The 24305-nt window shown below is 41.7% G+C and carries 15 protein-coding genes; 9 read left to right on the top strand and 6 right to left on the bottom strand.

Going from position 1 to position 24305, the window contains the following annotated elements; genetic code table 11:
- Positions 1-10: 10 nt before the first annotated feature.
- Together ACUXV0_RS10205 and ACUXV0_RS10200 are read right to left on the bottom strand one after the other, a co-directional pair.
- Positions 11-973 carry a TIM barrel protein gene (locus ACUXV0_RS10205; protein WP_446189440.1) on the bottom strand — a complete coding sequence of 321 codons (963 nt, stop codon included), beginning with the start codon at positions 971-973 and terminating at the stop codon, positions 11-13.
- Positions 974-1119: 146 nt separating this feature from the next.
- Positions 1120-2514, bottom strand: coding sequence for a Gfo/Idh/MocA family protein (locus tag ACUXV0_RS10200; protein WP_446189439.1), 1395 nt, complete (start codon positions 2512-2514; stop codon positions 1120-1122).
- A gap of 228 nt (positions 2515-2742) precedes the next feature.
- Here ACUXV0_RS10200 and ACUXV0_RS10195 point away from each other — a divergent pair, with 228 nt between their 5' ends.
- Together ACUXV0_RS10195 and ACUXV0_RS10190 are read left to right on the top strand one after the other, a co-directional pair.
- A complete protein-coding gene (locus tag ACUXV0_RS10195; protein ID WP_446189438.1) occupies positions 2743-3456 on the top strand; it encodes a hypothetical protein in 714 nt (237 codons plus the stop codon).
- A 124-nt stretch (positions 3457-3580) separates the two neighbouring features.
- Positions 3581-5269 (top strand): sulfatase family protein, encoded by a 1689-nt coding sequence (locus ACUXV0_RS10190; RefSeq protein WP_446189437.1) that lies wholly within the window; start codon positions 3581-3583, stop codon positions 5267-5269.
- A gap of 51 nt (positions 5270-5320) precedes the next feature.
- Here ACUXV0_RS10190 and ACUXV0_RS10185 read toward each other — a convergent pair whose 3' ends face one another.
- Positions 5321-6031 carry an NUDIX hydrolase gene (locus ACUXV0_RS10185; protein WP_446189436.1) on the bottom strand — a complete coding sequence of 237 codons (711 nt, stop codon included), beginning with the start codon at positions 6029-6031 and terminating at the stop codon, positions 5321-5323.
- A 134-nt stretch (positions 6032-6165) separates the two neighbouring features.
- Between ACUXV0_RS10185 and ACUXV0_RS10180 the strand changes: the two genes are divergently transcribed.
- The gene (locus tag ACUXV0_RS10180; RefSeq protein ID WP_446189435.1) at positions 6166-9057 is read left to right on the top strand and encodes a ThuA domain-containing protein; all 2892 of its coding nucleotides are present in this window, start codon (positions 6166-6168) and stop codon (positions 9055-9057) included.
- Between the two features lie 1307 nt (positions 9058-10364).
- Here ACUXV0_RS10180 and ACUXV0_RS10175 read toward each other — a convergent pair.
- On the bottom strand, positions 10365-11087 hold the full coding sequence (locus ACUXV0_RS10175; protein ID WP_446189434.1) for an NrtR DNA-binding winged helix domain-containing protein: 723 nt from the start codon (positions 11085-11087) through the stop codon (positions 10365-10367).
- 151 nt (positions 11088-11238) lie between these two features.
- Here ACUXV0_RS10175 and ACUXV0_RS10170 point away from each other — a divergent pair, with 151 nt between their 5' ends.
- From ACUXV0_RS10170 to ACUXV0_RS10150, 5 genes are read left to right on the top strand one after another with little or no spacing between them, the layout of a single operon-like run.
- Positions 11239-13356, top strand: a complete 2118-nt coding sequence (locus tag ACUXV0_RS10170; protein ID WP_446189433.1) for a hypothetical protein — start codon at positions 11239-11241, stop codon at positions 13354-13356.
- 7 nt (positions 13357-13363) lie between these two features.
- Positions 13364-15442, top strand: coding sequence for a beta-N-acetylhexosaminidase (locus ACUXV0_RS10165; protein WP_446189432.1), 2079 nt, complete (start codon positions 13364-13366; stop codon positions 15440-15442).
- Between the two features lie 11 nt (positions 15443-15453).
- On the top strand, positions 15454-16848 hold the full coding sequence (locus tag ACUXV0_RS10160; protein ID WP_446189431.1) for a DUF1593 domain-containing protein: 1395 nt from the start codon (positions 15454-15456) through the stop codon (positions 16846-16848).
- A 28-nt stretch (positions 16849-16876) separates the two neighbouring features.
- On the top strand, positions 16877-18385 hold the full coding sequence (locus ACUXV0_RS10155) for a hypothetical protein (RefSeq protein ID WP_446189430.1): 1509 nt from the start codon (positions 16877-16879) through the stop codon (positions 18383-18385).
- Positions 18386-18409: 24 nt separating this feature from the next.
- Positions 18410-19216 (top strand): SDR family NAD(P)-dependent oxidoreductase, encoded by an 807-nt coding sequence (locus ACUXV0_RS10150; protein ID WP_446189429.1) that lies wholly within the window; start codon positions 18410-18412, stop codon positions 19214-19216.
- A gap of 1 nt (position 19217) precedes the next feature.
- On the opposite strand, the gene ACUXV0_RS10145 is transcribed toward ACUXV0_RS10150, so the two are convergent.
- Positions 19218-19682, bottom strand: a complete 465-nt coding sequence (locus tag ACUXV0_RS10145) for a hypothetical protein (protein ID WP_446189428.1) — start codon at positions 19680-19682, stop codon at positions 19218-19220.
- Positions 19679-20551 (bottom strand): alpha/beta hydrolase, encoded by an 873-nt coding sequence (locus tag ACUXV0_RS10140; protein WP_446189427.1) that lies wholly within the window; start codon positions 20549-20551, stop codon positions 19679-19681. Before ACUXV0_RS10140 ends, ACUXV0_RS10145 begins: the two co-directional genes overlap by 4 nt.
- 155 nt (positions 20552-20706) lie before the next feature.
- On the opposite strand from ACUXV0_RS10140, the gene ACUXV0_RS10135 reads away from it, so the two are divergent.
- Complete coding sequence (locus ACUXV0_RS10135) at positions 20707-24303, top strand: family 78 glycoside hydrolase catalytic domain (RefSeq protein WP_446189426.1); 3597 nt, start codon at positions 20707-20709, stop codon at positions 24301-24303.
- The last annotated feature ends 2 nt before the right edge of the window (positions 24304-24305 follow it).

Here is a 24305-nt window from a genome sequence, read left to right as displayed (position 1 = left end):
GATACATAGGTTATAATTTAGGGTATAAAAATCTTGCACTCCTATCCAGAGCCACCTCCGGATCGGCCACCATATCTTGTTCTACAAAGAAGTGTTCTACACCCACCTCTTTGGCTTTATTGACAATTCCTACCAGATCTAAAACACCATCACCTGCTGAAGCCATCAGCGGGAACATCGGCATCCATTGCTGCATACTTCCGCCATCTCCAGAAAACTCCTTCTTTTCTTTCATGTCTTTCAGGTGGAGCATTTTGTATCTGTTGGGGTATTTATTGAGATAGGCTATTGGGTCTGCTCCACCACAGGTGGTCCAGAAAATGTCCATTTCAAAAAACACCAAATCAGGGTCTGTATTTTCCAGTAATATTTGAAGTGGCACTACACCACCTTCCCAAGGTTTTATGCCGTATCCGTGGTTATGATAGCCCAGTTTAACACCATTCTTTTTGGCGTTTTCGCCAATGGTATTAAAGGTATCAGCCATTCTTTTATAGTCATCAATTGTCTGACGACGGTCATCTGGAATAGCAGGTAACGTGACATATTTATGCCCTAGAATAGCAGCAGCTTCTCCTAAGGATTCCATATGATTCTCCAGCGTATCTAGGTCGGTATGAGTACCTGGAGAACTCATGCCATGATCTTCCAGTATTTGCTTGACCTCTTTGGCAGATCTACCAAAATATCCAGAACCTGAAAAGCCCAGCATTTTGCCCGCCTGCTCCCAGCTTTTTTTATTGCTCTCTGCACTAAAAGGGAAAGGTCCAAATAGCTCGAGTTCTTTATAACCTTGTTTCTCCAGTAGCTTAATACCATTTAAGAAATCCTCAGAAAGCATCTTTGGGATCGAGAATAATTGAATACCCAACTGATTGTCTTTCTTTAGCATGGCCATGACTTGCTGCATTGGGCTTAATGCTGCCAGGCTTGCTACTCCTGTTGTTTTCAGAAAATTTCGTCTACTGGTCATAGGTTATTGTCTATTTTGAAGACAATAATACTGAATAGAATAAGATAATCTACTGAAAAACTTAGAATATTTTATGAAATGGATCAGCTGGGCCTACTTTGAATTCGATTTTGATTAAAAAATGATTGATAGTGAATAACTGGGATTTATTTCATTTTCATCTTAACGGGATCCCACTTTACTATTTTCTTTTCAAAATAGCTTTGGTTGCACCCCAAAGAAGGAGCAGCGGCTCTTAGTCCGAAAGTGGCATCTTCAATGACCTCTTTACCGGTCCGTACTGCGTCAAAGAAATTTGTGAAGTGATCCAGATGGTCGCTATATCCCTTTGGCACATTAAATATGATATCCTCTTTTACAGGTCGGGTGCGTTGCTCTTTGGTCCATTTAGAATCATAATCACGTTGCATTTTATCCCGCAGTCCTTTTTCAAATGTGAATACAGAATCATAGCCGCCAAAGCCCGGGGCTTCCGGCATAATGCTATGACTGAGGCTTAAATTATTGCCTTTGATATCAATTACACCCTCTGAGCCTACAAATGTAAGAGCATGCTGGCCTCCGGTACCACTAATAAAGTTCACCTGAAGTGTCATCTGAAAGGCCGGATGTTGCGGTGAGTCCGGGTATTGCATCACACCAGACATAACATCGGGCATGTCTCTGCCATCTTTCCAATAGCTCAGTTGGCCGGTGCTGTAAATGGTTTCTGGTCCCAGGGAGTTTGTAATAAAATGTGTACCACTCAATAGGTGTATGAAGAGATCACCTGCCACTCCTGTTCCTACTTCTTTATATGCTCTCCACCAGAAAAACTTCTTAGGGTCGTAAGGTATCTTATCGATGACCTCAATGTATTTGTCCCAGGCAAGAGTTTCCGGGCTGGCGTCATCCGGAATTGTGTATTCCCATGACCCGATGGAGCTTTGTCTGTCATAAACGGCGTTCACCATGTTCAGGTCTCCTATTTCACCGGCTTCCAGCAATTCTTTCGCTTTGGCATAGCCAATACTACTTACTCTTTGACTACCAACTTGAAGTACTTTTCCTGTCTTTTTCTGTGTGTCAATAATGCCTTTTCCCTCACTCACTTTATAGACCATAGGTTTTTCACAGTACACGTGTTTGCCTTTGTTCATGGCGTCAATAGCCATCTTTGCATGCCATATATCAGTAGTGGCAATGATGACGGCGTCAATATCAGGCTTATCCAGAAGGTCCATGTAGTTGCGGGTAACATACAAATCCTTACCGTATAGTTCTTTAGCGTTTTCAAGTCGTCCGGGATACAGATCGCAGATGCCGGCAAGCTCTACTCCCGGTACTTTTAAAGCCGTAGCCAGGTCAATATGCCCCTGCACACCGAAACCGATGACACCAAGACGAATTTTATCTGTATTGGCAATATCTCTATCATAAAAGAGCATTCGTTCTTCTGCTCTTTCTTTGAAAGCAAATGAGGATAAAGGGGCTGCGGCAGACACCAGAGAGGTGGCTCCTATTTTTTGTAAGAAACTTCTTCTTGAAGACTTTTTAGACATAGCTTTTATTGGTTTGAGTTGTAATATGAGTTTTAAGAGCCTTAATAATCTCACTTAAAATCATGTCTAAATATAGCAAAACCTACAGACGAAGAAATGATTTGAGAAAGAACGCAGTCTAGAGTGCCTTGTTTGTAGACATTGGAAATATGTGTAGCTTTATCAGGCTGTTGAAGCCTCTGGTTTCGCTGCTGGAATGAACAACTAACTTATCCCTATTTTAATACGATGAAAAAACTAAATTACCTTTTACTAACACTTTTGAGTTTCTCCATGCTGACAGCAATGGGGCAAGATCAGGCTGGATTTTTTGATGGCTCCTGGAAAATGGTCATCTATGGAACACCTCAGGGTGACCTGGAAATGACCGCAGATTTCACAAGAGAAAACGACGAGCTTACTGGAAGTCTGATAAATGAAGACGGTAGCGTCATAGATATGACACGGGTAGACGAAGGCGATGAGTCTGTAGAATTTGATTTCTCAGCCGAGGGCTATGATCTTACCCTGGTTTTAGAAAAGGTAGATGAGAATAATCTGGAAGGAACCCTCATGAACATGTTTGATGTAGAGGCCGAAAGAGTACAGGCAGAAACAGATTACTTTGTTGGTGAATGGGAGGTGCTCATAGAAGGAACGCCGAACGGTGATGTTACTATGATTTTAAGCCTCGAAAGGGAAGATGATCTTTTATCAGGGGTGTTTTTGCCAATGGAAGAAGGCGGAGAAGAAATAGAAATAACAGACATTGAAGAAGATGGTGATGCTATTGAGGTGTTTTTCTATGCACAAGGTTATGATTTGAACTTGGTCCTTGAAAAAGAAGACGAGAATAATCTATCTGGCTCATTGGCCGGTATGTTTGATTCTTCAGCTAAACGAATTGGAGTAGAAACTGAGGAGGAGGAAGTTGAGGTTTCTGAAGATATAGAAGAGAAGTGATCTATTGTTTTTGATAAACATTAAACAGAAACACCCTAATCATCGATTTAGGGTGTTTTTTTATGCTTTTTAAGCTATTATGCAACTTCAAATACTTAAAACCTTTTACTAACCTATACTTTTAATGAAACAATTCAACCCTCCAAAATGGCCTGTAGTCTTGCTGGCAGTCTTTAGTTTCTGTCTATTTTCATGTGAAGAGTCGTCAAAAAATGAACGACCAAACATCGTCTTTATCATGTCTGATGATCACGCTTATCAGGCCATTTCTGCTTACGATAATAAACTGATAGAAACACCGAATATTGACCGAATAGCAAATAACGGAATGCTATTTACCAATGCCAGTGTTACAAATTCTATCTGTGCTCCTTCCAGAGCAACAATTTTGACAGGTAAGCATTCGCATATCAATGGTAAAATTGACAATGTCAGCCCATTTGACACTACAAATGTGACATTCCCTCAGCTTCTTCAGGAGGCAGGTTATCAAACAGCCATGTTTGGTAAATTACATTTTGGCAATAACCCAAAAGGCTTTGATCAATTCAAAATATTGCCGGGACAGGGCAGCTATTATAACCCTGATTTTATTACGAAAGATGAGGGCGAAATTCAGGTCAAAGGTTATGTAACAGACATTATTACAGATATGACTTTGGACTGGCTTCAGAATGACCGCAATGAAGCAGACCCTTTCATGCTGATGTATCTGCACAAAGCACCACATAGAAGCTGGTATATGGCAGAGCGACATATGGAAGAATATTTAGGGAAAAGCTTCCCGGAGCCTGAAACTCTGTTTGATGATCATGAAGGTATGCCGGCTGCTGCTGATGCAGAAATGAATATAAACGGTAGCCTGGGCTGGGGGCGTGACCTTAAAGTGTACCCTGAAGTAATGGATGAACTTGATTTACCTCCATTTGGCACTTTTGACGAAAGAGGCTTTGAGATGATGTATGGCAGGTTAGATTCTTCTCAAAAGGCCAACTTTGACAAATTCTACAAGCAAAGAAGCGAGGATCTGAAGAAGATGTATCCCACCATGACCAAAGAGGATCTGACCAAGTGGAAATATCAATGTTACATGCAGGATTACCTGGGCACCATTAAATCAGTGGATGAAAATGTGGGCAGACTTCTGGATTATTTAGAGGAGAATGACCTGATGGAAAATACCATCATTGTATACACATCTGATCAAGGATTCTACCTTGGTGAGCATGGGTGGTTTGATAAGCGTTTTGTTTATGATGAAAGCTTTAGAACTCCTTTACTGGTTTCTTGGCCAGATCATGTAGCGGCAGGCACTACATCTGATGAGCTGGTACAGAATCTTGATTTTGCTCAGACTTTTCTTGATGTAGCCGGTGCTGCACAGCCAGAAGACATGCAAGGGAAAAGTATGGTGCCTGTGCTAACCGGTGACCTTGATAACTGGAATAGAGATGCTGTCTATTACCATTATTATGAGCATCCTTCAGAGCATAATGTAAACAGACATTACGCGGTGGTTACCAAGGATTACAAACTCATCAGATATTATTTCCACAGGGATTATTGGGAGCTGATAGATCGTAAAAAAGATCCTTTAGAGCAGAATAATGTATATGATGATCCGGCCTTTGCTGAAATTAGAGCTTCACTCCACACCCGTTTAGATGAGTTACGCGAGGAGTATGGAGATAGTGAAGAAATAAGTCAGGCTTACATTGACAGTTTTATGCCTATGGCAAAAGAAGGGAAAGTGTGGGGCACCACTCCTGAGATGCTAAAACCAGCTGTAGAAGCCTGGGAAGGGTCAAAATAGTACTTCGAGTAAAGTGATTATAAAAAGCCGGGGAGTAGTTTCCGGCTTTTTTTATGAAATAAAGCGATACAAATACGGAGCCTTATTCGCTGCTCCTGTAAACTTCTTCTCCAGCCGCTCCAGCACTCCCAGGCTGAGCATCCTTTTCTGGAAATTGTTTCTGGCAAATGGTTTATCGTAAACAGCCTCATAAAGCTCTTGCAGCTCTCTCATTGTAAAAGTTTCAGGTAGTAAATTGAAACCGATAAGCTTATCGTCCAGATTACGTCTAAGCTCTACCAGGGCATCTTCTACTATCTGCGTATGATCCATAAAAAATGGTGGAAGATCATCTATTGGGTACCAATCGACGTGATCGTCTAAAATGGTTTTCTGGGGCTTTACTTTATTAATATCTACGAGGGCGTAGTAGCCAATCGTAACGAACCTTTTGAAGAACCAGTCGTAATCCAGCTCCATCTCGCCTAACAGCACAGGCTCTTTGTATTCTTCTATGAAGTCTAGAATAGCGTTATTTTTCCTTCCGGCCGCACCAAAAACTTTAAACTGCTCCAGATAAATATCTTTCAGAGAGGTTCTTTCTTTCAGGATTCTCAAAGCGGCCTGATCAATATCCTCATCCTGAGAAATAAACCCACCAGGCAAAGAGAAGAGTTCTTTGGGTAAGCTGAGTTTACTCACCAAAACTTTTAGCTCCTTGTTTTTATAGCCAAAGATGACACAGTCAATAGAGAGCTGTGGTATAAATCCTTTGATATCCATTAGTTAGTTTATTCTTACAGAAAAGCATCTTGGACTTTCCTGCGATAAAATTATATTAATTTTTAATGTCTAAAAAATAGACAATAAAATAATTTAGTTATTTTTGTTCTTCCAAAATTACATTAAACCTATCTATGAGAAAGATTAACCTAATATTAATGCTCTTTGCAGTTGGTCTGATGACCTCCTCGATGAGTATGGCTCAAGATAAGCTCAATGTGCTTGTCTTTAGTAAAACTGAGGCTTTCAGGCATGCTTCTATCGAGGCGGGTCAGGCAGCTATACAGAAAATGGGAGCAGACAAAGGGTTCTCCGTAACGCTATCAGAAGATGCTTCTATTATGACAGAGAGAAATCTACAGAATTTCAATGCTGTCATTTTCCTGAATACCACCGGTGATATTTTAAATGCCGAACAGCAGGATGCATTCGAAAGATACATTCAGGCTGGTGGTGGTTATGTAGGGATTCATGCCGCCACAGATACCGAGTACGAATGGCCATGGTATAACAGACTGGCCGGTGCCTGGTTTCAGGATCACCCATCTACACCTAGTAATGTGCAGAAAGGTCGTTTTTTCGTAACAGAAAGAAATGAGTTGACCGCAGGAATGCCAAATTCCTTTGAAAGAACAGATGAGTTCTACAGTTTTAAAAACATCTCCAATAAGATCAATGTGGTTCTCAAAATTGATGAGAAATCTTACATAGGAGGTACCAATGGTGATGATCACCCAATGAGCTGGTATCAGGAATTTGAGGGAGGTCGTTCATTCTATACGGCTATGGGCCATACAGATGAGACTTTCCTGGAACCTTTATTTCTGAATCATCTTTGGGCGGGAATCCAGTATGCTACAGGTGGAGAAGAGCCTACTCAAATTGATTTTTCAAAATCAAGGCCAGAGGAAAACAGATTTACTAAGGTAGTGCTCAAGGACAAACTTGACGAGCCGGTAGAGCTGGCGGTTCTTGATGATAAAAGAGTTCTGTTTGTTCAGCGTAAAGGTCAGGTGAGATTATACAATGATGAAACCAAAGAACTGAAGACCATAGCTGAGCTTCCTGTGAGCTTAAAATATGTGGATAGTGAAGGTAATGAATCAGTAGCCGAAGACGGGCTTCTGGGTTTGAGTAAAGATCCCAATTTTGAGAAGAACCAGTGGGTTTACATGTATTACTCTTCTTTGAAGGGTTCTTATAATGTACTTTCCAGATTTACTATGAAAGGCGATGAATTAGACCTTTCCTCTGAAATAGAAATGCTGAAAGTAGAGACACAACGTGAGCAATGCTGCCACACTGGAGGATCTATCGACTGGGATGGTAATGGTAACCTTTTCCTTTCTACCGGAGATAATACCAATCCGCACGCGTCAGATGGCTACAGCCCGAGTGATGAAAGACCTGGCAGAAGCCCATGGGATGCTCAGAAGTCATCTGCCAATACCAATGACCTGAGAGGAAAGATTTTGAGAATTACACCTCAGCCAGACGGTTCGTATACCATACCTGAGGGTAATTTGTTTGCCAAAGGTCAGGAAAAAACAAGACCGGAAATCTTCACTATGGGGCATAGAAATCCTTATAGAATTGCTGTAGATAAGAAAACAGGTGCACTGTATTGGGGTGATGTAGGTCCTGATGCTAACGAGCCAAACCCTGATCGCGGTCCTGCAGGGACTTGTGAATTTGGGCAGGCGTTTACGGCCGGTAATTATGGTTGGCCTCATTTTGTGGGTGATAATTCTGCCTATAATAGATTTGATTTTGTAAACAATAAGTCATTGGAAAAGTGGAATTGGGAAATGCCTATGAACACTTCTCCGAATAATACAGGACTTATCAAATTGCCGGAAGCACAGGCTGCCATGATGTGGTATACTTACTCTCCAAGTGAAGAGTTTCCGCTAATGGGAGCAGGTGGGTGTAACCCAATGTCTGGCCCGGTTTACTATACAGATATGTTTGAAGGTGCCGAAGGTGCTTTCCCTGAATATTATGATGGCAAACATTTCATCTATGAATGGATGAGAGGCTGGATTATGGCAGTAAGTTTTGATGAAAATGGTAAATATAAATCTATGGAGCCATTTATGCCTAGCTACAAGTTCTCAAACCCAATGGATATGGAATTTGCCAGTAATGGTGATCTGTACATGCTGGAATATGGAAGTGGATGGTTCTCGGCCAACGATGACGCCCGCCTGATTAGAATAGAATACAACGGAGGGAATCGTAAGCCTCAGGTGGTAATGAATAAAAATCAGGAAGGTGGAGCTGCTCCGTTTAAACTTCAATTATCTGCTGAAGGTACAAAAGACGCAGACGGAGACGAACTTACCTATACCTGGCAAATAGCCTCTGATGGTTCTTATGCTACTGCCTTGAAAGGGGAAACCACTGAAGTGACATTGACAGAACTAGGCATTTATGATGTGACGCTAACCGTGGATGATGGACAGGGTGAAGTAGTAACGCAGTCTACTCAGGTTTCAGTAGGTAATGAACCGCCGGTATTGAGTTTACAAATGCCTGAGAGCAATAAAACCTTCTTTGTACCAAACAGGACATTCAATTACGATATCAAAGTAACTGACAAAGAAGACGGTTCTCTGGGCAATGGTATTTCACCGGAGGAGGTTGCAGTGAATATCGATTATTTACCTCAAGGTTTTGACATCGTAGAAATAGCCAGAGGACACAGAGGGGCTGATGCTACTGCTGCGTATGCCAAAGGGAAAAAACTGATCGACGGTAGCGACTGTATGGCCTGCCACAAAAAAGATTCTAAGTCTATCGGGCCGAGCTATACCGAAGTGGCGGCTCGCTATAAAGGAGACAAAGATGCGGTAACTAAGTTGAGTCAGAAGATTATCAATGGGCTTCTGAAATGGTTCCATTCCATTCCATTCCATTCCATTCCATTCCATTCCATTCCATTCCATTCCATTCCATTCCATTCCATTCCATTCCAGGCGGAGGTAACTGGGGAGAAACAGCTATGGCTGCTCACCCGCAGTTAAGCACAGAGCAGGCTTCTGAAATGGTGAATTATATCTTGAATATTTCAGAGAGTAAGCCTAAAAGCACACTTCCAGTCAGTGGTACCTATGCTGCTAAAGTGAGAAGTTCTGATAAAGGAGAAGGTGTGTATATCGTCAGAGCATCCTATGAAGATAAAGGTGCTATGGGTATGCCTCCTTTGAGATCTGAGCAGTCGTTTGTCCTGAGAAATACCAAGATTGGTCCTCATAGTTTTGATGTCTACGAAGACGTAAATAAGATGTCTTTCAGTGGCAATAAGCTGGCTATACCGGCTAAAGATGGTGCTTATGTGATTCTTAAAAATGTTGACTTAAACGGTATTGCCTCCTTTGATTTCATGGTGACCGCTCCAAAAGCACAGTTGAATGCTCAGGGTGGAACTATACGTCTGAGAGTGGGATCTTTGAAAGGTAAAATTATTGGTCAGACACCGTTTGTAGAGCCGTCTGATGCCGGAGGTTTTGCTCCTAACACGGTATCAGCCCCTATAAACGTACCTTCAGATTTATTGGCAAATACTCAGGATTTATACATTACCTTCTCCAATCCTAATGCCGGAGCAAACTCTATGATGGTTTGGATGGGTACAGAAGTTAAAATGCTAAAGGAAGGAGAGAAAGTAGGAGCAGACGCACCTACCACTTATGACGACTTCTTTGCCGGCAAATGGCAAACAAGCATTATCGGAACCCCTCAGGGTGACGCCAATATGCTACTGGAGCTGGTAAGAAAAGATGGTCAACTATCTGGTACCATTACCCCTGATATGGAAGGAGTAGAAGCTGTGCCTCTAGATAAAGTAGAGGAAGAAGAAACGGCAGTAACCATCTATTTTAAAATGATGAATTACGACCTCAACGTGAAACTGGAGAAGGAAGGTAATGATAGACTAGGTGGTAAAATGATGGGCATGTTTGACGTGATCTCTGAGCGTGTGAAGGGAAACCCTTTCGTGGGAGGTTGGAACATGCAAATACTGGGTACCCCTCAGGGAGACGCAGAAATGACCTTGACTATTGAAGATGGAGATGATGGCCTGAGTGGTTATATCACTCCAAAAGAAGGCGGAGACCCAACAACTTTAGATAAAGTAGAAGAGGTGGATGGAAAACTTTCTATTGCCTTTAAAATGGGAGGATTCGATTTAAGTGTAGATCTGAAGCAAGATGATGCCGATAACCTGAGTGGTAAGCTCATGGGCATGTTTGATGTAAAAGTAAGTAGAGAATAAAGTTTTGAACAATAAGTAATTCGGAAAGGAGTCTCTGATTTAGGGGCTCTTTTTTTATTTCATTCTGTACAGGTAAGGAGCCTTATTCTTCGCCCCTGTAAACTTCTTTTCCAGCCTCTCCAGCACGTCTAAAGAAAGAATCTTCTTTTGGAAGTTTGTTCTTACGATCTCCTTCTCATAAATGGTTTCATAAACATCCTGCACTTCTCGCATGGTAAACTTCTCTGGCAAAAGGTGAAAGGCATTCGCTTTACTTTCAATATCCTCTTTGAGTGCTTTTAAAGCTTCTTTGAGAACCTCAGGATGATCCATGATTAACTCTGGAGTGTTACGGATATCGTACCATTGAAATGAATGATCAATAGCCGAGAGACGTGGTTTTACCTTCTTGATATTCACAAGAGCGTAATAGCCAATGGAAATGAATCGATTGGTAAACCAGGCATAACCCGGGTTCTTTTTAACCTCCTCAAAATTGTCAATGTAATTCTTAGAAATCAGCTCATCCATAAACTCCTGCCGCTTACGGTTGGCTTTGCCAAAAACCTTAAACTGCTCCATGTAAATTTCTTTAAGGCCGGTTCTTTCTTCCAGAATTCGTCGGGCAGCTATTTCAATATCTTCCTCCTGATAAATGAAACCGCTGGGCAGGGCATAGAAATCACCCTTAAAATTGATTTTTGGGATTAAGACTTTAAGTTGATTCTCATCAAAACCAAAGATCACACAGTCAATACTGACCTGGTCTATAAAGTTTTTATTTTCTAGAATATTCAATTGAGTTTGTCCGGGAGTTAAAATGAAGCAATGAATTATAGATTCAAAAGTAATTATTATTTGAAATATATTTTAATGTATATAAAAGTATACAATAAAAAATTGTTTAACTTTGCCTTAGAAAAGTTATACAAACTCAATTTTGGATTACATGAAAAGTAAAATCATCTTGTTTGCTTTTTTGATAATGTCTTTTTCAGTCATTGCTCAGAAAAGTTTGGTTAATCTAAGCTCAGTTCTTTCTGAAAAATTTGAGACTACAGACCCTCTATTAACCAAGCCCTACATAGACATCGACGAGCAGCGATTGTTGCCATCTCCACATCGATTCGTACATGGCGGTTTTGAGGGTACAGGTACCCGATTTTCTTTCTATTTTCCTTCAAAGGAAAAGTATGAGGGAAGGTTCTTTCAATACATTACCCCATTTCCCGAAAATGAAAACATTTCTCAGTCAAGCACAGGCGAGCGAAATGTGATTGGCTTTTCCAATGAAAGCGGAGCTTATTTTATTGAGACCAACGGTGGCGGTGCCACAGACTTTTCAAATCCGATGGCCAATGACGCTACAATCGGTGCCTACAGGGCGAATGCCGCTTCAGCACAGTTTTCAAGAATAGTGGCTCAGGAAATCTTTGGCGGTGGCAGACCTTTTGGTTATGCCTTCGGTGGAAGCGGAGGAGCTTACAGAACCATTGGTGGTTTTGAAAACACCTCAGGAGTATGGGATGGAGTAGTTCCTTACGTTTTGGGTTCTCCCATGGCTATACCAAATGTCTTTACGGTAAGAATGCAGGCCATGAGAATCTTGAAAGATAAGTTCGATCAGATCAATGATGGGTTAGATGCCGGAGGAAGTGGTGATATGTATGCAGGATTAAACACTGAGGAAAAATCGGCTTTAGAGGAAGTGACCAAAATGGGATTCCCTCCACATTCCTGGTATGATTACAAAAACATGGGTATTCATGGTTTCCTGGTGTTGTACAATGGCGTGGTGATGGCAGATAACGCCTATTTTACTCAGGATTTCTGGAATAAACCCGGCTATCTGGGTCATGATCATCCAGAGTCTTTTGAGGGAGCTCGTTTACAAAAAGACTCCAAAGTGTTAAAGCCTATTGCCATTGATGAGGCTGTGAAACTGGGAATAAAAGAACCAATTTCTGAGGCAGATCGTGGTAGTGCAGATTTGGCTTGGAAAGCCGCTGGTGGAAGTGGAGCCGGAGTACCCGTTGCTTTTGAAATATCAGATCAGTTACCTGAAATAGACTTTTTGGGTGGAGATCTATTCATCAATAGTGGAGAAGCCAAGGGGCAAAGACTGCAGGTAGAAACCATTACGGGCAATAAAGTGGTGCTGGCACCCACCAATGCTGCACAGATTTTGGCAAAAATTAAACCAGGTGATGAGGTGAGGGTAGACAACTCAAATTTTCTGGCGGTACAGTCGTATCACAGGCATCAGGTGCCGGGGTCTGAATACAAAGTTTGGGATCAATTCAGAGATGCTGATGGAATGCCTCTATATCCGCAAAGACCCATGTTACTTGGGCCTATGTTTACCATGGGAGCTGCCGGTTCTTTGCCTACGGGGAAGTTTGAAGGCAAAATGATTCTTCTTGGCTCTTTAATGGACAGGGAGGCTTTCCCATGGCAGTGTGACTGGTACAGATCACGAGTCAAGGAACATTTAGGTGATAAAGCCGATGAAAATTTCAGGCTTTGGTATACAGAGCATGCTTTGCATGGAGATCAGCAGGATCAATTAGGCGACCCCACCAGAGCTATCAGTTATAACGGGGTATTGCAACAGGCTTTGAGAGATCTTTCTGGGTGGGTAGAAAAAGGGGAAAGTCCTGCCGCAAGCACTCGGTATGATATCGTGGATGGACAGGTAATTACCCCAAAGTTAGCTCAGGAGCGAAAAGGCATTCAGCAGACAGTATCACTTACGGTAGGTGGAAAGAAAAAGGTTGAGGTAAAAGCCAGAGAAAAAGTAAAAATTCAAGCTGTAATAGAGGTACCAGCAGGCATGGGTAAGGTTGTAAAGTTAGATTGGGATTTTGATGAAAGCGAGAATTATTATCCAGAGACAACTACCCTAAAGAAATTTAAAGAAAAGCTGGTGATCAAGAAAAGCCATGTCTTTGATAAACCTGGAACCTATTTCGTGACTGTTCGAGTAGAAGCGAATAGAACCGGTAATGCGGATTCGCCTTTTGCGAAGATTCAGAATTTAGATCGGGTAAGGGTAATCGTTAAATAGCTATCTGATGAAAAAGTACTTTTTGATATTCTCCTTACTTACTTTTTATAAAGTTTCTGCTCAGCATACCTCCGAGAATTTGACATTGATGCCCTGGCCAAAGAGCGTTGATATTCACGCTGGTCAATTAAGGATAAACTCAGAATTTACGGTTAATCTGACGGGCCAAAAAGGTGATGATATTTTAGAGGAAGCCGCCAATCGCTTTTTGTATAAACTTAACCGAAAAACACTGGCCTATTTTAAGCAGGAGAAAGTTGTATTAAATCAGGTTCAGTCGGCTGCATTAATGCAAATTGATGTAAATGAGAAAGTAGAAGCAGATATTGGAATAGATGAATCGTATCAAATAAGTATCACTGACAATGGAGTACATCTTTCTGCCCCTACAACAGCCGGAGCCCTATTTGGTTTAGAATCACTGCTTCAATTAGTAGCAGCAGATTCAGTAGGCTTTTACTTTCCTGCCCTTGAAATCAAAGATGCCCCTCGTTTTGGCTGGCGAGGTATGATGCTTGATGTCTCCCGTCATTTTATACCAATGGATATTCTGAAAAGGAATATCGATGCTATGGCGGGGGTAAAGCTTAATGTGTTACATCTTCACCTAACTGATGATGAAGGGTTTCGGGTAGAATCAAAAGTGTTTCCAAGACTTCATGAAAAAGGATCAAAAGGGCAATTCTATACTCAGGAGGAGATAAAGGATTTGGTGACCTATGCCAAAGAAAGAGGAATTATGGTCTACCCTGAATTTGATCTGCCCGGGCATAGCACCAGTTGGTTTGCGGGCTACCCAGAGCTGGCCAGTGCTCCTGGTCCTTATGAGCCCGGCCACCGATATAAAGTGAAAGAAGGAGCCTCTATGCAGGAGGCCATGCAGGTGATTATGAACTCGGCTTTACCTACTTTAGACCCTAGTAAAGAATCTACTTTTCAATTTCTGGATCAGTTTATTGAAGAAATTAGTTCCTTGTTTCCTTCGCCGTACATGCATATTGGTGCTGATGAAAATAACGGACTTGCCTGGCTTGAAAATCCGGAAATAGCTGCCTTTATGAAGCAGAAAGGCTTTGAAAATGCTGAAGAACTTCAGGCCTATTTTGTGGAAAGGATGCATGAAATTTTGAGCAAGCACCATAAAACAACCATTGGCTGGGAAGAACTTTATAATGCTGATTTATCAAAAGAGGTTATCGTACAACAATGGGGAGCCATAGGTGCCAACAGGCTAAATGCCTTGGAAATAGCCCAAAAAGGAAACAAGGTTTTGATTTCAAAGGGCTTTTACCTGGATTATTTTCTAGAGGCAAAGGCACATTATTACAACCCCAATATCCCAAAAGAAGTCCACCCGAACATATTAGGTGGCGAGGCCGCTCTGTGGTCTGAGCTGGTAGATGAAAATAGCTTTGAAACCAGAGCCTGGCCCAGAACAGCCGCTGTGGCTGAGCGTCTGTGGTCTCCGGAGTCTGTCTATGATGCTGATGAGATGTATCGCAGGCTATTCATTGTGGAAGATAAATTAGAAGAAAATGGCCTTAATCACAGATTGAATTCTGAGAGAATGTTATCTGCCCTAGCTAACGGACAAGATATCTCGGCAGCTTTGAAGGTCTTAACAGCACTGGCTCCTGCAAGAGGTTATGGAAGATTGCTTACTCAGTTTGTAGCGACTGAAAGCAAAAAATACCAGAGCGTCCCACTTGTGGCCATCGAAGATCTTGTGGCCTGTGATTATGAAGAAGCCTGGGTTTTTAAGACAAACGTAGAAGAGTACCTTCAAACCAGAGATGATCTTTCAAAAGTGAAAGTGCTCAATCAACTACAGAAATGGAATCTGGCGGCAATTGAAATACCACAATTACTCAATAATGCTCCGAAAATTCAGGAGTTTGCCAGCTATGCTGATCGTCTATCAAAAGTAACGCAGATTGGACTGAGTGCTTTGAAAACCAATTTGTCTAAAGAAGAGAAAAAGATCTTAAGCCAAGAGCTGAAAACTTTTAAACAGCGAGGCGATAAACTGGAAATTCAAATTTTACCGCAAATAGAGGCATTAATTAGTGCTGGAATGAAAAATTAAATTAGAATAAAATGAAGTACCTTTTTTTGCTCGTCGGAATAGTACTAGGCCGGGAATGCTTTTCTCAGGAAACAAGACCAAGAATCATTGTCATGACCGATGGCGAAGTAGACGACCAAAGCTCTATGATTCGCTTCTTATTGTATGCCAATGAATTTGATATTGAAGCCATTATTGAGTCAAATTCGGTGTATCAAAGAAATGGCCACAGCGTGGAACCCTGGCTTGAAAACCAATTGGATGCCTACGAAAAAGACTTCCCGAACCTAACTAAACATGCGAAAAATTACCCCACAGCTGCAGAGCTTCGGGCATTATGCTATGTTGGTGATGAGGATTCTTCACACATTGTTGTAGACAACCGGTCACCAATGCGTGTTCCCGGAATGAAACCTCAGATTGACCCATCTCAATGGCCAGATACACCTGGGTCGGATAAGATCGTAGAAGTTTTGTTGGACTCTAAACCTGGCCCGGTCTTCATTCAGGCCTGGGGGGGTGGAAATACGGCAGCCAAAGCTTTTGAAAAACTAAAGCGACTATATCCCGATCAGTATGAAAAGGCAGTAAAAAAGGCGGTCATGTATAATATCTGGTATCAGGATGGAGCGGGGGCTTATATTGAGCAATTTCACCCTGAGGTCACCATGCTCATTTCTTACCATTTCAGCGGAACCTGGGATTACGGCAGTCAGAACAATTCCACGGCTTTTGTAACAGAGAATCTGACAAACGGAAAAGGGCATTTGGGAAAACTTTACCCACAGACGTACATCAGTGAAGGCGATTCTCCCTCTTTCTTTTATACTATTCCCAATGGACTTCGGTCTTTTGAAGATCCCACTTTTGGAGGCTGGGGTGGTCATTTTTATAAAGTGGATGGTTTCAAAAATGTGTATCGTGATGCCAATAAAGGTTCCTATACCCGCTGGGTAGAACAGGTCAATAACGATTATCAGGCCAGGCTAAAATGGTGTGAGGTGTCTGAATATAAAGAGGCTAATCATCCTCCTATAATTCAACTTGGAAACGCCGAAAACCTGACAGTAAAGTCTGGAGAAATGGTAAGTTTATCGGCTGCAGTTGAGGATCCGGACCCATTAGATATCGATGATTTGTGGAAGAAATATGGACCTATTTACCTACAGCATGGAGGTTCCAAAGAAGATTTTGCCGCCACGGCCAATGATCGTTTTCCTCGCTATAAATCACATTGGTGGCAGTTTGAAGAAGCGGGTACATATGATGGCTTTGTCCCTCTATTACAGACAGAGGATCTTTCATTGACATTTAAAGCTCCTAAAGTGGACGAGCCACAGACGATCCATATTGTTTTTGAGGCCTCAGACACCGGCAAGCCAAAGCTTACTTCCTACAAAAGAATGATTATAACGGTTCTACCTTAAATCAATTACCCTTGAAGAAATACCAGATATGAAGAAGATAATTAGCCTATTTACCGTCATCCTACTCTGTGCGATTACCGCCTATTCTCAGAATTCAGAAAGTATTACTCTGAAGAAAAGTGTACTCAAAGACAAGAATGTCATCGCAACGGTAGAAGAGCGATTTCAGTCATATAATGTAGAAATGTGTGAGGTAATTGGCGGTGATTTCTGGGTACCTTACGGTAAAATGGATTCTATTTTAAAGAATACTGATAAAAAAGGATTTGCAGCCTTAAAATGGAAGATAGAACCAATTGATTTAAGCAATCAGAAGCTGATCAATCTCGCCAGAGGATTAGGGCCAGTTTATATGAGAGTGAGTGGCACTTGGGCCAATGACGTTTACTTTGATGACAGCGGCTCAGGCTCCTCAGAAGCACCAGAGGGCTTTGCGAATGTTCTAACGGCACAGCAATGGAAAGGAGTAATAAACTTCTCTGAGGCTGTTGGGGCTAAAATAGTCACTTCGTTTCCCATTAGTGATGGCATGAGGGATAAGAATGGGGCGTATCAAACAGATCAAATCAAAAAGCTGCTTTCGTTTACCAAGGAAACTGGTGGGCAGATTTACGCAGCGGCATTTTTCAATGAGCCATCACACGCAAACCACGGAAATGCACCTAAAGGTTTCAATGGAGAAGACTTCGCCAGAGAATTCAGTGAGTTCAAGAACTTCATGAAACTGGAGGCTCCCGAGGTTAAAATTATGGGTCCGGGTTCTACCGGCGAAGGTATTTTGCCTTCTGGACTTGATCTGTCAATTGATGAGTTACTTGATCATGAGAATCGGCCTACTTTTGATATCTTTAGTTACCATTATTATGGCACGGTTTCAAAAAGATGTTTCGGCCCTATGAAACCAGAGGATGCTCTCTCAGAAGAATGGCTTTCCAGAACAGAAAGAGGATTAGATTTCTACGAAAATGCCAGAAATAAATATCAACCTGAGGCTCCTATTTGGCTTTCAGAAACCGGGGAATCAGCTTGTGGCGGTAACCCATGGGCTGCCACTTTTCTTGATACCTTCCGTTATCTGGAGCAGTTGGGTAGGTTATCTGAGAGAAATGTAAAAGTAGTTATGCATAATACACTCACCCGAAGTGAATATGCACTCCTGGATCATGATACACACAATCCCAGACCTAATTATTGGGCAGCACACTTGTGGTCAAAACTTATGGGGACACAGGTATTTCAGGGGGAGAAACTGGCAGAAGGTCTAGATATGTTTGTCCATAATTTAAAAGGAATTTCTTCTGGTAAAGCGGTTTTATTAGTGAATACCAATGAAACTGAAAAGGTAATCAATCTGCCTTCTAATGCATTAAAGTATGAGTTAACCGCCGATGAACTGGAGACTAAAATTGTTAAACTCAACGGAAAGGTACTGGAGCTTACAGCAGAGAATGAGATTCCGGAAATTATTGGATTGAAAGTACCTAAAGGTGATTTCATGATGCCAGCTAGAGGAATAGTTTTTCTGACATTCAATTAGCACAGAATTTAAAAAAGATAACCAATGAAGATAGAAGGTAAAGTAATTGTAGTTACTGGAGCCGGTAGCGGTATGGGCAGAGAACTTTCTTTGTTATTGTTAAGCAGAGGGGCTTCGGTAGCGGGAATAGATCTGAAACTAGACAGTTTAGAGGAGACAAAAGCTCTGGCGAGTGAAGCGGGCTCAAAGTTCCTGGCAGTAGAACTGAATATTACCGACAAAGAAAAAGTAGCTCAATTGCCTGTAATGGTTAAAAGTCATTTTGGTGCGGTGGATGGTCTTATCAATAATGCAGGTATCATTCAGCCATTCGTTGCTGTCAATGACCTTACCGATGATCTGGTGAAGCGAGTAATGGATGTGAACTTTTACGGAACGTATTACATGACCAAGGCATTTTTGCCTGAGTTTCTAAATCGGCCGGAAGCCCATATTGTGAATATTTCCAGCATGGGAGGTTTCATACCTTTTCCCAAGCAGACTATCTATGGAGCTTCTAAGGCGGCCGTTAAAATTTTTACAGAAGGACTATATGCCGAACTGAGAAATACCAACGTGAATGTTACCGTTGTTCACCCTGGTGCCGTAAACACCAATATCACCCAAAATTCTGGTTTGAAATTGGAGAGGCCAACAAATGATAAGGCAAATAAGCTGGCAATGCCTGCACCCAAAGCTGCAGAAGTCATTCTCAAAGGAATGGAAAGGAATAAGTACCGTGTAAAGGTGGGGAAAGATGCTGCCCTGCTTGATTTTCTATATCGACTTTACCCGGCTTTCGCTACACGATTTATTGGTAAAATGATGGAGAAAAACCTTCCGGATATGTAGTCTAAAACCTCTTACCTATTCTTAACCCTGCATACAGAAAAGGAGGATCTTGGAAAGTGCTGGCCGGCCCGGCGTCTATACCAAGATTTAACCCTTTTTTGCCAAAATAACTTAGTCCTACAGGCAGATATCCGAGGTATCCTTTTCCGCCAAAACAGAGAAAACAATCTTCATAAAGAGGAGAAAAGGAGGCATTGAGGTCAATATGAGGCAAGAGCTTACTGGTTTTCATTTCAAAAGGAAAATACTTTATACCAATATTTCCGCTTAGCCAGCCAATGCCTAGTTCACCCTCCCATTTCGGATTAAAGACGCGTTCATACGTGAAACCCAAAATGGGCGTACTTCCCATAATGGCAAAAGAAACGGCATTTCTACCGTAGCTGTAATTATCTTCCTGAGCTTTAGAATCAATCGAAACTAAACTTAGGATGATCACAAAAATAACCGTAAAAGGCTTCATCATTTCGTGAGGTTTTCTACTCGCATCCATTCATAGCAGCGTTCTATCCATGTGTCAGAAGGTAATCCCTTTTGGCGTAGGCCAAAGCCGTGGTCTCCTTTGCTATACATATGTAGTTCTACATTATGGCCGGCTTTAAACCACGCGTTATAAATATCAATGCTTCCGGCAGCAAGGCCGAGCCCATCATTCGTGGCACAGACCAGCATCATCGGCGGGGCATCTTTCGGTGCAGTTCTCACGGGCATTGCGGTAGTCCAGGCATAAACGGGTACCAGAAAGTCAGGTCGGCTTGCCTTGTCATATCCATAGGATACTCCCATTGTTACGGCACCACCGGCAGAGAAACCCATAAAACCAATTTTAGCAGGGTCTAAACCATATTGCTCTGCATGACCTCTCACATATTTCACAGCCTCCAGTCCATCATTTACAGAATAGGGTAATACTTCACCTACCTTGTCTAATGTTCCAGAAGGATCAAGAAAGTACTCTCTGCCAAACTGAGAGGATCCGTCTTCCCCTGTAGGTACCAAGCGGTATTTCAAAACAAATGCCGTTATACCCTTTTCATTAAGCCATTTAGCTACATCTATGCCCTCGCTATTCATACTTAAAGCATATAAGCCGCCTCCGGGGGCTATAATTACTGAGGTGCCATTTTTTTTCTCTTTTGGGGGTTCATAAACCAATAGAGATGGTTCAGAAACATTGGTAACCACTTCTGTATCCCATCCTTTTGAATGGTATTGCATCTCGGCTTTTTCGTAGGTCACATTTGGTATTTCCTCAAATGGAAGCTTGATGACTTGCTGAGCAGTAAGACTAAAACTCAGGAAAAGTGTAGATAAGAATAAGGTAAGTTTTTGCATGTATTCTAAGGTTGAAAGGTGAAAGTATTAAATCTTTTTTTTGTTGCTAAAGGCAATTGCCCTCTTTTTCGACAAATCCTTTCTTAATCGGGATAGTCTATGTCAGCTTATTGCCCTGCAAAAACTAAATTTACCACTCATTCAACCTTAACCTAATGTATAAGAAAATACTGGCCTTACTGACTGTTTTCAGTCTCTTTTCAAGTTCTCTTTTTGCTCAGTTTACACTGCAAAACTTACAAGTAAATTACGAAACCACTCCTTTAGGAACAGACTTGGAAATCCCCCAATTCTCCTGGCAAATGGAGGCATCCACAAACCAGAGAGGTCTGGCCCAGGAGGCCTATCAGCTCAAATTATCAGATGAGAGTGGTGCAGAAGTATGGAACTCCGGCAAGGTGAGTTCTTGTCTGGCTCATGCTATTCAATATGAAGGGAATGACTTAAAACCTACCACTACTTACACCTGGAATCTTACCGTTTGGGGTAATGATGGCACTGAGAGTAGTGCTTCTTCCTGGTTTGAAACCGGACTCATGAATCCTTCAGAGTCGGCTTGGTCAGGTGCCCAATGGATAGGTGGGGGAGATGATGATCTTAATTTTTACACACATTACCTTTCGGTATATAAAATCAATTATGATGTTCAGCTCGACCAGAAAAGTGGCTCTACAAAGGCCTCCTTTATTTTTGGAGGTAATGATAGTCGATTGGCCAATAAAGATCTAAACCTAATGGGAGTTGAAAACGCCCCCAATCAAAGTTATGTAGAGCTTGAGCTAGATATTGCTCCGTTACAATCTGGTGAAAATGCAAAACTGAATATCTATAGAGTTGGCTATGATAAATCTGATGTAGATGGAGTGCCATTAAAAAGCATTAGCATCCCTAAGGCTCTTTTATCTGAGAGTAATAAATATGAAAAGCATACGGTTTACGCTGAGTGTAATTTCGGTGTGTTTGAGTTTTATATAGATGGAAAGTCTGCTGAGCATAAATTAGAAGATTCTTCCATGAAGCCTCAGGGGCCTTACGGTATGCCTGGTTTAAATCTTAACCCAGTAGGGAAAGGAAATAACTTTATCAGTTTCCCGATGTTGGCTGATATAGGAGTTAAAACCAGAGAAAATCAAAAAGCCTGTTTCTCGAATATTGAAGTAAAAAACTTTAGGTATCCTGAAAATACCTTATTCAAAGATGCCCCGGAAAAAGGGAAGGCACTATTGAAAGATTTAAAGGTGAAAAACGGAGTCTATCAGGTCAAAGGCGGAACTATTGCCTTGGCAAACCCATCTCAAAACGCCACTCCAATGCTCAGAACTGAGTTCAATACTAAACGATCGGGCATCAAAAAAGCTAGAGTTTACGCCACTGCCAGAGGTATTTATGATCTTTATCTAAATGGTAAAAGAGTTTCAGAGGATTATTTTAACCCGGGACTAACACAGTATAATAAACATCATATGTATCAGACTTTTGATGTGACAGAAATGCTAAAGTCTGGTGATGAAAATGCTTTTGGAGCCTGGTTAGCTGAAGGATGGTGGAGTGGAAACATTACCTATTCTGGTGAGAGCTGGAATTTCTTTGGAGATCGTCAGTCTTTATTGGCCAAAATGGTCATTACCTATGAAGATGGAAGTCAGCAGGTCATTACTACCAATGATCGTGATTGGAAAATCTTTACCGACGGACCTATTCGGGTAGGATCATTTTTTCAGGGAGAAGTATATGATGCTGCCAAAGAAGCTGCTGTTTCTGGATGGTCAAATGCGTCTTATGATGACACTTCATGGAAAAGTGCCGTTGAAGTGCCTTTGGATGGAAATGCCTATATGGGAGAGTTTTCAAAGCCCTTTGGGCAAAAAGAGCAATTCCTTTATGATGATTATAGCCTGATAGGTCAATACGGTGAAGGAGTTAAGCATGTCAAAACTCTCACTTCAATAGGAATGACTGAGCCGAGGCCAGGTGTTTATGTCTATGATATGGGGCAAAACATGGTTGGAGTACCAAGAATTACTCTCCCGGGCGGACAAAAAGGAGAAGTTATCAATATGAGATTTGCAGAGGTCCTTTATCCTAATTTACCTGAATATGCTGGTAATGAAGGTATGGTAATGATGGAAAACATCAGAGCCGCCCTCGCTCAGGATCAGTACATCCTAAAAGGTGGGAATGAAGTCATAGAGCCTCGATTTACCTTTCATGGATATCGCTTTATTGAGATCACCGGCATTGAAAAACCTTTACCTCTGGAAGCAGTTCAGGGTTTAGTCATTTCATCTGTAGAAAACCTTTCTTCTGCTTATGAAACGAATAATCCATTGGTGAATAAGCTGTGGGAGAACATCACTTGGTCATTGAGAAGTAATTTCCTTTCGATCCCTACAGACTGTCCTCAGCGAAATGAGCGTATGGGCTGGAGTGGCGATATCTCGGTTTTTGCTCGTGCTTCTACCTATTTAGCAGATGCTAATATGTTCTTGAGAAAGCATATGTTAGCCATGCGAGATCTTCAGCCTGAAAGCGGCAGATTCACAGATGTAGCTCCTGTAGGAGGAGGTTTTGGAGGTACCCTTTGGGGAAGTGCGGGTGTCACCGTAGCCTGGGAAACTTACCAGCAATATGGTGATATTCAATTGCTCAAAGAGCATTATGAGGCTATGCAGGCTTATATGTCATTCTTGGAAACGAAGATAAATGAAGAGGGGATACTTAATGAAGGCCCCTTAGGCGACTGGCTTAGTCCTGAAGGGAATAAGAATGATAATACGCTTTTCTGGATGTCCTATTTCGCCTATGATCTGGAAATTATGAGTCATATGGCTACGGCTCTGGGTGAGCTGGATGATGCTCAAAAATACCTGAATAGAAGTCAGCAGATAAAAGATGCCTTTAATACTATCTTTGTAGATGCTGAGTCTAAAAGAACTGTGAAGTCAGGAATAAGAACCGGCTTTATGGGACCTCCCGGAGAAGCCAATGGTAGAAACTCTACAGACAAAGGTCAATTGATGGACACGCAGGCATCATACGCCATTCCTTTGGCTCAGGGAGTGTTTAATTTGGAAAATAATCAATTTGCCATTGAGCATTTAGCCGATGCCATCACCAGAAAAAACGTGGATGATCTCGGTATAGAAAGACCTTCTAACTCATTAATGACAGGTTTTATTGGTACGGCTTCTATTGGCGAAGCCCTTTCAGAAAACGGCAGAGACGATTTGGCGTATAGTTTATTGGTCAATGAGCAGTATCCTTCGTGGTTATATTCTGTGGTAAATGGGGCTACATCTATTTGGGAAAGGCTAAATAGCTATACAGTGGAGAATGGTTTTGGAGGCAATAATAGTATGAACTCCTTCAATCATTATTCCTTTGGGGCAGTGGCTTCATGGATGTATAATTATTCGCTGGGTATTCAGAGAGACCCTGCTAGCACTGCATTTAAGTCGTTTGTACTTCAGCCTAGGCCAGATCCTCTAAAAAGGATAACACATGCTAAAGGCCATTATGACTCTATTTATGGTAAGATCAAAAGCGAATGGCAATTGACAGAGGAGAATACCACCTATAACTTTGAAGTTCCCGCCAATACTTCTGCAGTTTTACATTTGAAAGCCGCAAAGATTTCAGATATCACAGAAAATGGTAAGCTTCTTAGCTCACAGGGTGTGAAAAGACACGGCGAAGAGTTTTTGATTCCTCTTTCTGCCGGTACTTATACTTTTGAAGTTCAGAACAGATAAGC

The sequence above is a fragment of the Jiulongibacter sp. NS-SX5 genome, from assembly GCF_052828545.1.
This window is presented reverse-complemented; position numbering and strand designations above follow the sequence as displayed.

Bases quoted from the DNA above. Each gene is read 5' to 3' on its own strand.
- ACUXV0_RS10170 (WP_446189433.1), top strand. From the start codon at position 11,239: ATGAAAAGTAAAATCATCTTGTTTGCTTTTTTGATAATGTCTTTTTCA.
- ACUXV0_RS10195 (WP_446189438.1), top strand. From the start codon at position 2,743: ATGAAAAAACTAAATTACCTTTTACTAACACTTTTGAGTTTCTCCATG.
- ACUXV0_RS10185 (WP_446189436.1), bottom strand. From the start codon at position 6,031: ATGGATATCAAAGGATTTATACCACAGCTCTCTATTGACTGTGTCATC.
- ACUXV0_RS10190 (WP_446189437.1), top strand. From the start codon at position 3,581: ATGAAACAATTCAACCCTCCAAAATGGCCTGTAGTCTTGCTGGCAGTC.
- ACUXV0_RS10140 (WP_446189427.1), bottom strand. From the start codon at position 20,551: ATGCAAAAACTTACCTTATTCTTATCTACACTTTTCCTGAGTTTTAGT.
- ACUXV0_RS10155 (WP_446189430.1), top strand. From the start codon at position 16,877: ATGAAGAAGATAATTAGCCTATTTACCGTCATCCTACTCTGTGCGATT.
- ACUXV0_RS10160 (WP_446189431.1), top strand. From the start codon at position 15,454: ATGAAGTACCTTTTTTTGCTCGTCGGAATAGTACTAGGCCGGGAATGC.
- ACUXV0_RS10200 (WP_446189439.1), bottom strand. From the start codon at position 2,514: ATGTCTAAAAAGTCTTCAAGAAGAAGTTTCTTACAAAAAATAGGAGCC.
- ACUXV0_RS10165 (WP_446189432.1), top strand. From the start codon at position 13,364: ATGAAAAAGTACTTTTTGATATTCTCCTTACTTACTTTTTATAAAGTT.
- ACUXV0_RS10145 (WP_446189428.1), bottom strand. From the start codon at position 19,682: ATGATGAAGCCTTTTACGGTTATTTTTGTGATCATCCTAAGTTTAGTT.
- ACUXV0_RS10205 (WP_446189440.1), bottom strand. From the start codon at position 973: ATGACCAGTAGACGAAATTTTCTGAAAACAACAGGAGTAGCAAGCCTG.
- ACUXV0_RS10150 (WP_446189429.1), top strand. From the start codon at position 18,410: ATGAAGATAGAAGGTAAAGTAATTGTAGTTACTGGAGCCGGTAGCGGT.
- ACUXV0_RS10135 (WP_446189426.1), top strand. From the start codon at position 20,707: ATGTATAAGAAAATACTGGCCTTACTGACTGTTTTCAGTCTCTTTTCA.
- ACUXV0_RS10180 (WP_446189435.1), top strand. From the start codon at position 6,166: ATGAGAAAGATTAACCTAATATTAATGCTCTTTGCAGTTGGTCTGATG.